Below are 12,992 nucleotides of genomic sequence, written 5' to 3' on the forward strand. Positions count from 1 at the left end.
ACTTATGGCCAATAACCTGTATTGCCGACTCTGACTAACGTCCAGCGCGAGGCATGCCGTTCGACCAACGAGGAGTTTCAGCTCCCCGGCAGCCAGATGATCCAGAGGAGGAGATGTCATGAGATTGCGTGACCAGTTTCTGACGGCGGCCGGGGCCTTCGCCCTGCTCGTCGGCGCGGCGGCCTTGTCCGCCCCGCAAGCCAAGGAGCCCGAGAAGGCGGCCGCAGCGTCCGGCGGCGTCAGCGATCAGGACATCCTGAACGACGCCAAGACCGTTGACGACGTCGTCTCCTACGGCCTCGGCCCGCAGGCCCAGCGCTACAGCCCGCTCAAGGCCATCAACAAGGAGACCATCAAGGGTCTCGTGCCGGCCTATTCGTTCTCGTTCGGCGGCGAAAAGCAGCGCGGCCAGGAGAGCCAGGCCCTCGTGAAGGACGGCGTCCTCTACGTGACCGGCTCCTACTCGCGCCTCTACGCCATCGACTCGCGCACCGGCGAGAAGCTCTGGCAGTACGAAGCCCGTCTGCCCGAGGGTATCCTGCCCTGCTGCGACGTCGTGAACCGCGGCGCCGCGCTCTACAAGAACATGGTCATCTTCGGCACGCTCGACGCCAAGCTCGTCGCCCTCGACCAGAAGACCGGCAAGGTCGTCTGGAAGAAGGACATCGACGATTTCAAGGGTGGCTACAGCTACACCGCCGCGCCGCTCATCGTGAAGGGCATGGTCATCACCGGCGTGTCCGGCGGTGAGTTCGGCATCGTCGGCCGCGTCGAGGCCCGCAACGCCGAGACCGGCGAACTCGTCTGGCAGCGCCCGGTCATCGAAGGCCACATGGGCACGCTGAACGGCAAGGAATCCACGATGACCGGCAAGGTCAACGAGACCTGGCCGGGCGACATGTGGAAGTACGGCGGCGGCGCGACGTGGCTCGGCGGCACCTACGATCCCGAGACCAACCTGATCTATTTCGGCACCGGCAACCCGGGTCCGTGGAACTCCTGGCTGCGTCCGGGCGACAACAAGTGGACCGCCTCGCGCATCGCGCTCAACCCCGAGAACGGCGAGATCGTCTGGGGCTTCCAGACCACCCCGCATGACGGCTGGGACTTCGACGGCGTGAACGAGTTCGTGCCGTTCGACCTCAACAAGGGCGGCAAGACCATCAAGGCCGGCGCCACCGCCGACCGCAACGGCTTCTTCTACGTCCTCGACCGCACCAACGGGAAGTTCATCTCGGCGAGCCCGTTCGTCGAAAAGATCACCTGGGCGAAGAAGATCAACGACGACGGCCGTCCGGACTACGATCCGGCCTTCCGTCCCGGCGACCCGGCCAAGGCCGAGGGCGACGAGAAGAAGGGCAAGTCCGTGTTCGCGGTGCCGAGCTTCCTCGGCGGCAAGAACTGGATGCCGATCGGCTACAGCCCCGAGACCAAGCTGTTCTACGTACCCTCCAACGAGTGGGGCATGGACATCTGGAACGAGGCCGTCTCGTACAAGAAGGGCGCGGCCTATCTGGGTGCCGGCTTCACCATCAAGCCGGTCTTCGACGACCATATCGGTTCGCTGAAGGCGATCGACCCGACCACCGGCAAGGTGGTGTGGAACTACAAGAACAAGGCTCCGCTCTGGGGCGGCGTCCTGACCACGGGCGGCAACCTCGTCTTCACCGGTACGCCCGAGGGCTTCCTCAAGGCCTTCGACGCCAAGACCGGCGAGGAAGTCTGGAAGTTCCAGACCGGCACCGGCGTCGTCTCCTCCCCGATCACCTGGGAGCAGGACGGCGAGCAGTGGGTCGGCGTCACCGCCGGCTGGGGCGGCGCGGTGCCGCTCTGGGGTGGCGAGGTGGCCAAGTCCACCGCCGGCATCAACCAGGGCGGCAGCTTCTGGGCCTTCAAGCTGCCCAAGAAGGTCGCCACGCGCTAACGCGCTCCTTCGAAACTGCGTGACGAGGCCCTGGGCCTCGTCACGCTCCGACTACGCACGACGACCTCGGCAAGGTAGCCGCCCGCCGTACGGCCGAGGTCTTTTCCGAACCGGCTTTCCGACGAATCTCCAGGTGGGCGTGCCGTCGATCATGCAGACCGCCCGCGCGAACGAGATGATGTCTGCGTCACACGGGGATATGCTGCCCACGGGCGAGGGTATCGACGCCCGGCCGGAGGGCGTCGCCTTGCAGCTTCTCATTGTCGACGATCACCCGCTGTTCCGGGAAGCGCTCGCGAGCGCGATCCATCTCGCCTTCCCGCACGCCAACCTGCTCGAAGCCGACGGCATCCGCGCGGCCTGCGACGTGCTGGCCAGGACGCCTGCGATCGACCTGACGCTGCTCGACCTCTCGATGCAGGGCGTCACCGGCTTCGACGGCCTCGTTACCATCCGCACCCGATTTCCGCGCATCCCGATCCTGATCGTCTCGGGGCTCGAGGAGCCGCGCATCATGCGCGAGGCGCTGCACCACGGCGCCGCCGGCTTCGTGCCGAAGGCAGTCGACAAGGCGACGCTGACCCGTGCAATTTCCGAAGTGATGAACGGCGCCCTGTTCATGCCACCGAACCTCGCCGGCATCCCGGAGACGACCCCGGCACGCGCCAGGAAGACGCCCCTCGCCGATCGGATCGCCCTGCTTACGCCGCAGCAGATGCGCGTCCTGATGATGATCCGTCAGGGAAAGCTCAACAAGCAGATCGCCCACGAACTCCAGGTCGGCGACTCGACCGTGAAGGCCCACGTCTCCGAGATCCTGCGCAAGCTGGAGGTGATCAGCCGGACGCAAATCGTGATCGAGACGGCGTATCTGGATTTCGACCAGAGCAACGGGTCGTTCGTAGCGGGGTGAGCCTCCGCCGCTGTGGCGCACGCTGCGAAGCAACGGAGCCGCTACGTGGCGGCCGGCTTGCTCGCCCGCGCCCGATAGGACAGTGCCTCCGCCAGATGCAGGCGCCGCACCGTCGCTTCGCCGTCGAGATCGGCCAAAGTGCGCGCCACCCGCAACGTGCGGTGGAAGCCACGTGCCGACAGGCGCATCGTCTCGGCCGCGTTGCGGATCAGGGTGGTACCCTCGGCATCAGGCGCGGCGACCTCCTCGATCACCGTCGCCGGGCAGGTGGCGTTGGTCATGGCGGAACCGAGGTCGCGCTCGGCGTAGCGGGCGGTCTGGCGCTCGCGAGCGGCGGCGACGCGGGTGGCGGCTTCTCGTGAGCCTTCCGCGGGTGGCGGCAGGATCAGGTCGGCGGCGGTGACCGCTCCGACCTCGATGCGCAGGTCGATCCGGTCGAGCAGTGGGCCGGAGATGCGGGCCCCGTATTGTGCCATGCAGCGCTCGTTCGGCCCGCGCCGGCAGGCATAGCCCGGCTCCAGCGCCTGCCCGCAGCGGCAGGGGTTCATCGCGGCGACGAGCTGGAAGCGGGCCGGATACGTCACGCGATGGTTGGCGCGGGCGATCATGACCTCGCCGGTCTCCATCGGCTGGCGAAGCGAATCGAGCACCTGCGGCACGAATTCGGGGAGCTCGTCGAGAAACAATACGCCGCCATGGGCGAGCGAGATCTCGCCCGGCCGCGCGTTAAGCCCGCCGCCGACGAGCGCGGCCATGGAGGCCGAGTGGTGCGGCTGGCGGAACGGCCGGCGGTTCGAGAGCGCGCCGCCCTTGATCTGCCCGGCCACCGACTGGATCATCGAGACTTCGAGGAGCTCGCGCGGGCTGAGAGCCGGCAGGATCGACGGAAGTCGTGCGGCGAGCATCGATTTTCCGGCCCCGGGCGGACCGTTCATGAGCAGGTTGTGACCTCCTGCCGCCGCGATCTCCAGAGCGCGCTTGGCACCTTCCTGGCCCTTGATATCGCGCAGGTCCGGAAGCGGGCCGCCGGCGGCGGCGATGGCCGGTTGCGGACGTGCCATCACTTGGCTGCCCTTGAAGTGGTTTGCGAGTTGGATGAGCGAGCGTGGCGCCAGGACGTCCATGTCGCCCGCGGCCCAGGCCGCCTCCGGCCCGCAGGCAGCGGGGCAGATCAATCCGAGCCCGCGTTCGTTCGCGGCCATCGCCGCCGGCAAAACTCCGGCGACCGGCGTGATGGTGCCGTCGAGCGCCAATTCGCCGAGGACGCAATACCCGGCAAGCGCGTCCGCTGGCAGGGCGCCGATGGCACCCATCACGGCGAGCGCGATCGGCAGATCGTAATGCGAGCCTTCCTTTGGCAAGTCGGCCGGGGCGAGGTTTACGGTGATGCGCTTGGCCGGCAGCGCCAGACCCGAGGCGATCAGCGCCGAGCGCACCCGCTCGCGTGATTCGGCCACCGCCTTATCCGCCAGCCCGACGACGTTGAAGGCGACGATCCCGGCCGCGATCTGCACCTGAACGTCGACGGCCCGCGCCTCGATCCCCTCGAAGGCCACGGTGGCGACGCGCGTGACCATGGCGAAATGCTACCCCCTGCCCCGGGCCGTAAGCTTAGGCGTGGCGTCCCGCCATGACAATGAAGGCTGTCGGCATACCGAGCCGGACGCTGGAACCCTCGGGGCGCCGGACCGTTCGAACGCCGTTCCCATTTCCTTTCGGAGACCTCCCATGCTGGTTCGCACGCTCGGCCTGTCCGCCCTCGCCCTCTCGCTCGCCTTCGCGGCCCCCGCTTTGGCCGACGAGAAGCTGCCGGCCGATCAGCAGGCCAAAGTCGAGGACATCCTCAAGAAGGAGGGTTTCACCAAGTGGAAGGAGATCGAGCTCGACGACGGCTTCATCGAAGTCGACGACGCCATCGGCGCCGACGGCAAGAAGTCCGACTTGAAGCTCGATCCCAAGACGCTTGAAATCGTGAAGCGCAAGGCTGAGTAGCACTCGCGCTTTCCTCGTCCTCGCGGCGAGGTATCGAGGGGAGTGGGCCAAGCTCCGGCGGTAGCCCTCTCCCCTTCACTACAGCTCTTGCCCGCGTGGACCGGCACAGACCGGCCGACTACTTTTCGACCAATCGGAAGTAGCGGCCCGGGTTGGCCGCGTCGGCAGGTAGATCCGGGCGAAAACCGTCCCACTTCGTCTGCAACTCGCCATTCTCGTCGCGCTTCAGCGTAAGCAACGTCTGCCCTGGCTTGTAGACGGCGACGCCGTACCTGTTGACGATTTTGCCGTCTTCGTAGCCGTGGAAGGCGACGTCGACAGACCTGGCGTCGCCGGTCGCGTGGCAGACGATGCGCTTGTCGCTCTGAAAGCCGCTCACCGACAGCAGACACCCGCCGCGGGCGGCACCCGGCACGATCACGAGATCGCAGGTGACGGCGATGGCCGAGCCGCCGGCCGTCTTGCCGCCATCGAAGGCATAGCGATAGCCTCCCTTCCAGCTCGGCGGGGCGCCGTTTTGTGCACCGGCCTGCGGCGCAAAACCGACGAGCGCAGCAAGGGCGATGACGACTGATCCGACTCTGTTGGATCGCATTCCGCACCGCTCTGTCCGCCGGCATCGGCGATAACGATGGACGGGCTGTCATCGTGAGGCAACCTCGGCCGGGAAGCCGCTTGGATCGGCTTGCATCGCCCGCGCGCCCCGGCCATATACGGCGCGGGAGGTTGGCGAGGGACGTTTCACTCGCCAACCGGGTCAGGTCCGGAAGGAAGCAGCCCTAACGAGACCGAGCGGGTCTTTGTCCAGCCTCCCACCCTCGCCTCCCGGCGAGAGCGGCGCCCTCCGAGGGCCCACCCACCGACATCCGAAGCGGCATGGACGACACCCTCGGCACGCTGATCGACGAGCCGGGTCTGCCCGGCATGCCGGCGCCCGCGCCGGCAGCGACGCCCTACCGCGTGCTCGCCCGCAAGTACCGCCCCCAGACCTTCGACGACCTGATCGGCCAGGGCGCCATGGTGCGCACGCTGGCCAACGCCTTCGAGGCGAACCGGATTCCGCAGGCCTGGATGCTCACCGGCGTGCGCGGCGTCGGCAAGACGACCACCGCCCGCATCCTGGCCCGCGGCCTGAACTATGTCCGGCCCGGCCAGCCCGATACCGGCCCGACCGTCACGATGCCGGAACTCGGCCTGCACTGCCAGGCGATCATGGAATCGCGCCATCTCGACGTGCTGGAGATGGACGCCGCTTCGCATACCGGCATCGACGACGTGCGCGGCATCATCGACGGCATCCGTTACGGGCCGGTCTCGGCACCCTACAAAGTCTACATCGTGGACGAAGTCCACATGCTGTCGGAGAAGGCCTTCAACGCATTCCTGAAGACCCTCGAAGAGCCGCCGCCGCACGCGAAATTCGTCTTCGCCACCACCGAAATACGAAAAGTGCCGGTGACGATCCTCTCGCGATGCCAGCGGTTCGACCTGCGGCGTGTCGAGGCCGACGTGCTGTCGACCCATCTCGAAAAGATCTGTGCCGCCGAGACCGTCGAGGCCGAGCCCGAAGCCATCGCCGCGATCGTGCGGGCCGCCGAAGGCTCGGTGCGCGATGCGCTATCGCTGCTCGATCAGGCCATCGCACATGGCGCCGGCATCGTGAGCGGGGCGTCGGTCCGCGACATGCTCGGGCTGGCCGACCGCGGCCGCATCGTCGACCTGTTCCAGGCCGCTATGCGCGGCGACATCCCGGCGACATTCGCGGAGTTGCGGGCGCAATACGAGTCCGGCGCCGATCCCGGTGTGGTTCTCTCGGATCTCGCCGGCTTCACGCATCTGGTGACGCGCCTCAAGCTGGTGCCGGAGGCCGCCGCCGCCGATCCGTCGCTCAGCGATGTCGAGCGATCGCGCGGTGCCGAGTTCGCCGGCAGGCTGTCGATCCGGGCGCTGTCGCGCGCCTGGCAGATCCTCTTGAAAGCCATCCCCGAGGTTCAGGCCGCGCCGCGTCCGCTTGCTGCGGCGGAGATGGCATTGGTGCGCTTGGCCTACGCCGCCGACCTGCCGACGCCGGACGAAGCCCTGCGCGGGCTCAAGAACGAGGCGGCCTCCGCCGGCTCGGAGGGCGGCGCGCGGCCCCCGCTCGTGCCGCGTCCGTCCCTCGCCGCGCCCGAATCCCCGCCGCCACTTCCGCCACGACCACTGTTGGCGGCGGTCTCTGGGGGAGGATCGCCGCAGCCCACCCCTCCTCCACCCGTCATCGCGGCCCCGCCGCAGCCCGCCGGCCCCCGTCTCGGCCGCCTCGAGGATGTCGTCGCGCTGGCTGACGAGCGCCGCGACATCACGCTCAAGATGGCACTCGAGCGCGACGTGCATCTCGTGCGGTTCGAAGAGGGCCGCATCGAGTTTCGCCTTGCCGAGGGCGGCCGCACCAGCCTCGCCACGGACCTGTCCCGCGCGCTTGAAGCCTGGACCGGTCGCCGCTGGCTCGTCGCCCTCTCTAGGGAGCCCGGCGCCCCGACACTCGCTGCCGCCGCCGTCGAGACCAAGGAGAACCGCCACCGCGACGCCGCCAGCCATCCACTGGTGCGCGAGGTGCTGGCGCGGTTTCCCGGGGCGCAGATCGTCGACGTGCGGGACAAGACGGTGGAGGTCGGGGCCGATGCCGCGACCGTCGAGAATCTGACGCCTCCCGATGCGGCGGGCGTTGGGGATGAGGACGACGCGGAGGGGTGAGCCTCTTCCGCCGACTCGGTTCTCCATGCAGAACGGCCTGATGACCGACCTGCTCGAAAAGGCGATGACGACGGCGCGGGGCCTGCCCCAGAGATGCAGGACGAGGTCGCGCGGATGGTCCTGGCCTTCGTCGGCGACGAGGCCTCCGTGTATCGGTTCACGCCCGAGGAAGAAGCGGAGTTGGACGAGTCCGAAGCGGCTGCAGCACGTGGTGAGTTCGCGACGGATGACGAGGTGCGCGCCATCTAGGCCAAGTATGGCCTGTGAGGCTGCGTCTGACGCAATCGGCTACGCGCCAGCTCGATCGCGTGCTCGCTGACATCGAGCAACATAATCCTCAAGGCGCTCGCCATGTGCAGGAGCGCCTTCGGGGGGGTGATGGGTCTGCTCCCGCTACAGCCCTTCGCAGGCCGTGCTGCCGCTCGTCGCGGGGTCCGGCGCATTTTGGCGTCGCCCTATCTCTATGCGCTGACTTACAGCGTCGCCGTGGAAGAAAGCGTCATTCTTGGCATCCGGCACACGGTGCGACGACCGCTTCCGTGAACGCCTCTGTTCGTAGGAGACGGCATCGGCGCTCATCATCGGCCGCCCCCCATCGGGATCGCGCAGTCCGCCTCTTGGACTCCGCGCCGCGCCCACGACATAGACGGCATAGGCCAGCTGTCGCTCGCGGTAGTCGGTGGCGTCTCAATCTATCCGAAGGAACCATCTCTCATGCGCGACCTCATGGGCATCATGAAGCAGGCTCAGGCCATGCAGGAGAAAATGAGTTCCCTGCAGGGCGAACTCGACCACGTCGAAGTCACCGGCGCGTCAGGTGGCGGTGCGGTGAGCGTGGTGATGACGGCGAAGGGCCAGCTGAAGGGCGTCACGCTCGACCCCTCGCTCCTCGTCCCGGACGAGCGCGAGATCCTGGAAGACCTCATCGTCGCCGCGGTGAACGATGCGCGGTCGAAAGCCGAGGCGACAGCACAGGAAAAGATGGCCGAGCTGACCAAGGGTCTTCCCCTGCCGCCCGGCATGAAGCTGCCGTTCTAACGGCGGCGGTCAGGCGACCGGTTCGACCGTTCTGGCCCGCGGCTCGGCGCCGGGCCCCTGCAGCAGCCGCTCGAATTCCAGCACATGATCCGCATGCGCGATCGTCGCCGGGCGGTGAGCGACGATGACGCGGGTCATCCTGAATTCGCGGAGCGCCTGCGCGATCGCGGCCTCCGTCGGTTCGTCCAGCGCGCTCGTCGCTTCGTCGAGAAATAGTATCTCGGGGCGCTGGTAGAGAGCGCGGGCGAGGATCACGCGCTGCTTCTGGCCGCCCGACAAGGTCGAGCCCATGTCGCCGACCAGCGTCTCGAAGCCCATTGGGGTCTTGCGGATGTCTTCCAGAATCGCGGCGCGGGCTGCGCATTCCTCGATCCAGGCCGGGTCGGGGCGCTCGTCGAAGCAGGCGATGTTTTCCGCGATCGAACCGGCGAAGAGGCCGTCGCTCTGCATCACGCCGGCGATGCGCTTGCGATAGGCGGCGGCACCCACCGTCTTGATGTCGCGCCCGTCGATCAGGACGTTGCCCTCGCTCGCCGAGAGCAGCCCCATCAGGATCTTCATCACAGAGCTCTTGCCGCAGCCCGAAGGGCCGATAATGGCGAAGCAGGTGCCGGGCGCGACCGTGAAGCTCAGGTTGCGAAACACCCAGTGCTCGTCGGCGCCATAGCGCAACGACAGGCCGTTCGCGACGATCGAACCCCGGGATGCGCCGCCAGCGATCACTGCCGGGGCGGCGACGGGTTTGGCGTCGGCCGGTTCCTCCGGTTCGGTCATGACGATGTCTGAGAGTCGGTCGGTCTGCACGTTGAGCATGCGCAGCTGGAAGCCGGAATTGATCAGGTTGCCGATCCGGGTCGAGAACTGATCGCGGTAGGTCAGGAAGGCGACCAGCATCCCCAGCGACATCGACTGGTCGATCACCGCGCGGGCGCCGAGCACTAGCAGGATCAGCCGGTCCGCCCCGAACAGCAGATCGTTGGCGCGGCCGAAGACGAGATCGAGCCGCTGCAGCCGCAGCCGGGCGTTCAGCGACGTGACGAACTGGTTCATCCAGGTGCCGCGGCGGCGCTCGCGCAGGCCCAGCAGCTTAACGCTGGCCATGCCGCGGACGGTCTCGATGAAGTGCGTCTGCTGGCGCGCCTCGGCGACGATCGCCTCCTCGGTGCCCTCCTTATAAGCGTTGTAGGCGGCGATGCGCAGGGAGGCGGCGATGGCGGTGGAGAGCAGCGCCACCAGGGCGAGCCAGCCGCCATAGAGAAACAGCATGATCAGCATGCCGATCGACATCACGCCGTCGAGCACGGCCTGGACGAGATCGGTGGTCAGTCCCTTCTGAATCGTGCCGAGCGAACCGAAGCGCGAGATCACGTCACCGACATGCCGCTTTTCGAAATAGTCGAGCGGCAGGCGCGAGAGGTGGTCGAACAGGCTGCCCGACCACTGGTAGTTCAGCTTGGTCCCCGTCAGCATGATCGCCCAGGTCCGGGCGACGCCGAGGGCGAGCTGGATCAGGAGCAGCAGCGCCAGCCCGATGGCGACGACGAGCAGCAGGTCGAGATCGGCGTTGACGATGACCTCGTCGATGACGATCTGCGAGGCGATCGGCATCAGGATGTTGACGAGCTCGATGCCGACCGAGAGCGCGAGGATCGATAGCATCGCCGGGCGGATGCCGCGCAGGTTGCGAAACAGATCGCCGAGGCTGAGGCCCTGCACGGTCTTTTCGCGCACAAAGCCCTGGTTCGGCGTCACCTCCAGCGCCACGCCGGTGAAGTCGCGAGACGCCTCCTCCAGCGTCAGCCTGCGCCGGCCGCGGGCCGGGTCGTGGATGACGATGCCTTTGCGCTCGATCGCGGCCAGCACGACGAAGTGGTTGAGGCCCCAGTGCAAGATGCAGGGCAGCTTCAGCCGGGCGAGATCCTTCAGCTCGATGCGGAGCGCGCGGGTCGAAAGGCCCATCGTGCCCGACAGGTCGATGAGATTGCGTAGCGTCATGCCCTTCAGCGAGAGGGCGTGACGTCGGCGCATCGAGCCGAGATCGACCTCGCGGCCGTGATGGCCCAGCACCATGGCGAGGCAGGCCATGCCGCATTCGGCGGCCTCCGCCTGCAGAATGACCGGCAGGCGCCGGCCGAAGCCGAACTGCAGCCCGCCATGGGTGAGGCTATCGAGGATCCTCACTTCGCCAATCCGCGCGTGTCGGGGATCGGAGCACCATCCGTGACGAGGTCGACGCTGCGCTTCACGTGGTAGAGCGGATCGAGCAGCCATCGGTAGAGGGCGCGCTGTTCGAGGGCGATGTCGGCCTCAACGCGCATGCCGGCTTCCAGGCGGCGCTTTTCGCCATAAGCTAACACGCCGTCGTCGTCGGGCTTGACCACGATGCGGTAGACCCCGCCGCCGGCGCTCTTTCGTTTCATCTCCTCGGGCGCGTCCTCGCCCTCCAGCGGTGCGCGCGTCACCTCGGTGACGACCCCGCGGTAGAGACCGAAGCGCTGGAACGGGAAGGCGGCGTAGCGCAGCATCACGCTGGCGCCGGTCTCGATGAAGCCGATCGCCGAGGAATCGACGAACAGGTTCGCCTGCAGCCGGCCATCGCTCGGCAGCAGCGTCAGCAATGTGCCGCCGGCCGCCACGGACTGTCCGGCTTGGGCACGGATCGAAGTGAGGATCCCGCTCTCCGGCGCGCGGATCTCGATGGCGCGCTTGGCCTCGCTCTCGGCTTTCTGCTGTTCAAGCTGCGCGGCGGCACGGTCCATCTCGGCGAGGTCTTTGGCGAGCTTCTCGTCGAAGGACGCGAATTGCGCCTTCAGGTCGCTGAGCTTGCCCTCGATCTGAAGGGCACCCTGCCGAAACTGGGCGAGCTGCGAGGTCGACTGCATGTAGAGGTAGTTCTGGTTCTGGAAGTCGGCGGCGCGGGCGAAGCCGCGCGAGACGGCGCCGGCGAGCTCGTCGGCCCGTGCCTTGAGCGGTGGCACCAGCTGCTCCTGAAGCGAGACCTGCTGCCTGATCTGCTCGCGCTGGGATTCGAGGTTGGCGATCTGCTCCTGAAGCGCGCGCTTCTCGGTGCCGGCCATTGAGGCGCGGAGCGTCCGCTGCTGCTCCATGCTCTCCTTCTGGCGGCCGAGCTGCGCGATCACGCGCTCCTGCGTCGGCCCGCTGGCGGAGACCGCGTCGACATCCACCGTGTAGAGAAGGCGCCCCTGCTCTACCCGGTCACCTTCCTTGACGCCTGAGGCGCTGACCCGGCCGGCGACCGGGCTCGCCACGGTGATGAGGCCGACATCCGGCGCCAGCAGGCCCTGGGCATGGACGCGTCGGGTATAGCTGCCGAGCACGGCATAGCAGAGGGTCGCGACGACCAGGGCGATGCAGACATAGGCGACGAGACGGATCGGAAGCGGCTGCACGATCTGCGCCTCGCCGAGCCAGGCGTTGCGGCGCGCCTCGACGACTTCCTTGCGGAACAACGGCGTGGACATGGACACCTGTGAAGACGCGCCGGACAGGGCCAGCGCCCGACGCCCGCTTGTCACAGGTGCCCCTACCGCGCAATCCGAGCGGAGCGGCGCCAGCGTCGAGTCCCGATGGCCCCGTGAATTGAGGCATGCCGGGCGAGATGTTGATATGCGCCGAAGGCCTGGATGCAGATCGGTCTTCCATGCGCCGAAGTCTTGGCAGAACGTTGCTTGCGCACGTGCCGCCGTAACCGCAATTTCTGGAAAAGCATTCTCCCGGCTCGCCACGTTTCGCTCCACACGTCCGATCAAGCGGTGCGGCGCCCTGCCGCATTCTATCGGAAAAAGCGTTTGATCCGAGTGCTTTGGCTGGCGCCGTCCTTGTCGGCGCCCCGAACGGTATCGGCGCAGCGATCGTCATTCCCCGCGGTCCGTATGACCAGGTATGCCGGCGCCCTGAACACGGTAAACATCGCTCGAAGAGACAGCTTTTCTCCAAAACTCACGGTTTCGTGAGCATTGATCTGTGCCTGATGGCTGGAAATCATCGAGCTTGCAGGGGACGTCAGGTCATGTTCGAATGTTTTGAGAAGAAGACGAGCCGACGCTTCTTCCACAAGCGTGAGATTATCTCGCTGTACTCGGATTGAACTGGAGAATGTTTATGTCGCAGAACTTCGACACCATTCGTGAACTCAGCCTGACCGAGCTCGATCAAGTCGGCGGAGGCCAGTCCGAGCTCTCGGTGAGCGTTGGCGGCCTGAACGAGTTGATCGACACCGTTCACGCGATTCCGGCCGGCGGCGTCGCGAACGTGCGCGGGCTGGTCGAGAACCTTGCGGGTGGCCTGCTCGGCGCAGTCGGCGGCCTGCTCGGCGGCGTGACGGGGAAGTAGGCTGAGTCCCGCGGCAGCCGATTATCCGGCTGTCGGCCC

10 protein-coding genes, 1 other RNA gene and 1 pseudogene are annotated in these 12,992 nt (G+C 67.1%); 8 read left to right on the top strand and 4 right to left on the bottom strand.

The window, feature by feature from the left end:
- The first annotated feature begins 118 nt into the window (after positions 1-118).
- Positions 119-1,924, top strand: coding sequence for a PQQ-dependent methanol/ethanol family dehydrogenase (locus MHA02_RS00435; protein ID WP_147075995.1), 1,806 nt, complete (start codon positions 119-121; stop codon positions 1,922-1,924).
- A 199-nt stretch (positions 1,925-2,123) separates the two neighbouring features.
- Entirely contained in the window at positions 2,124-2,837 is a 714-nt protein-coding gene (locus tag MHA02_RS00440; RefSeq protein ID WP_238180339.1) for a response regulator, read from the top strand.
- Positions 2,838-2,878: 41 nt separating this feature from the next.
- Here MHA02_RS00440 and MHA02_RS00445 read toward each other — a convergent pair whose 3' ends face one another.
- Positions 2,879-4,414, bottom strand: a complete 1,536-nt coding sequence (locus MHA02_RS00445; protein WP_147075996.1) for a YifB family Mg chelatase-like AAA ATPase — start codon at positions 4,412-4,414, stop codon at positions 2,879-2,881.
- A 151-nt stretch (positions 4,415-4,565) separates the two neighbouring features.
- Here MHA02_RS00445 and MHA02_RS00450 point away from each other — a divergent pair, with 151 nt between their 5' ends.
- Positions 4,566-4,829 (top strand): PepSY domain-containing protein, encoded by a 264-nt coding sequence (locus MHA02_RS00450; protein ID WP_147075997.1) that lies wholly within the window; start codon positions 4,566-4,568, stop codon positions 4,827-4,829.
- A gap of 118 nt (positions 4,830-4,947) precedes the next feature.
- Here the strand turns inward: MHA02_RS00450 and MHA02_RS00455 are convergent, their stop codons facing one another.
- Positions 4,948-5,424, bottom strand: a complete 477-nt coding sequence (locus MHA02_RS00455) for a DUF5991 domain-containing protein (protein ID WP_147075998.1) — start codon at positions 5,422-5,424, stop codon at positions 4,948-4,950.
- 125 nt (positions 5,425-5,549) lie between these two features.
- Here MHA02_RS00455 and ffs point away from each other — a divergent pair.
- The 4 genes and pseudogenes from ffs to MHA02_RS00475 all read left to right on the top strand — a co-directional run bounded on the left by ffs (position 5,550) and on the right by MHA02_RS00475 (position 8,600).
- Positions 5,550-5,646, top strand: an RNA gene (gene ffs, locus MHA02_RS00460) — signal recognition particle sRNA small type.
- A 59-nt stretch (positions 5,647-5,705) separates the two neighbouring features.
- Positions 5,706-7,562, top strand: a complete 1,857-nt coding sequence (locus MHA02_RS00465; protein ID WP_147075999.1) for a DNA polymerase III subunit gamma/tau — start codon at positions 5,706-5,708, stop codon at positions 7,560-7,562.
- Between the two features lie 40 nt (positions 7,563-7,602).
- Positions 7,603-7,811, top strand: a pseudogene (locus MHA02_RS21935) (hypothetical protein).
- A gap of 465 nt (positions 7,812-8,276) precedes the next feature.
- Positions 8,277-8,600: a YbaB/EbfC family nucleoid-associated protein gene (locus MHA02_RS00475; protein WP_147076000.1), complete on the top strand. Its 324-nt coding sequence runs from the start codon at positions 8,277-8,279 to the stop codon at positions 8,598-8,600.
- A 9-nt stretch (positions 8,601-8,609) separates the two neighbouring features.
- Here the strand turns inward: MHA02_RS00475 and MHA02_RS00480 are convergent, their stop codons facing one another.
- Both MHA02_RS00480 and MHA02_RS00485 read right to left on the bottom strand, forming a co-directional pair.
- A complete protein-coding gene (locus tag MHA02_RS00480) occupies positions 8,610-10,781 on the bottom strand; it encodes a peptidase domain-containing ABC transporter (RefSeq protein WP_238180338.1) in 2,172 nt (723 codons plus the stop codon).
- On the bottom strand, positions 10,778-12,082 hold the full coding sequence (locus tag MHA02_RS00485; RefSeq protein ID WP_147076002.1) for a beta-barrel domain-containing protein: 1,305 nt from the start codon (positions 12,080-12,082) through the stop codon (positions 10,778-10,780). The genes MHA02_RS00480 and MHA02_RS00485 overlap by 4 nt, the downstream gene beginning before the upstream one ends.
- A gap of 640 nt (positions 12,083-12,722) precedes the next feature.
- On the opposite strand from MHA02_RS00485, the gene MHA02_RS00490 reads away from it, so the two are divergent.
- Entirely contained in the window at positions 12,723-12,953 is a 231-nt protein-coding gene (locus MHA02_RS00490; protein WP_147076003.1) for a hypothetical protein, read from the top strand.
- The last annotated feature ends 39 nt before the right edge of the window (positions 12,954-12,992 follow it).

Source organism: Methylobacterium haplocladii, assembly GCF_007992175.1.
In the GTDB taxonomy this organism is placed as follows: Bacteria; Pseudomonadota; Alphaproteobacteria; order Rhizobiales; family Beijerinckiaceae; genus Methylobacterium; species Methylobacterium haplocladii.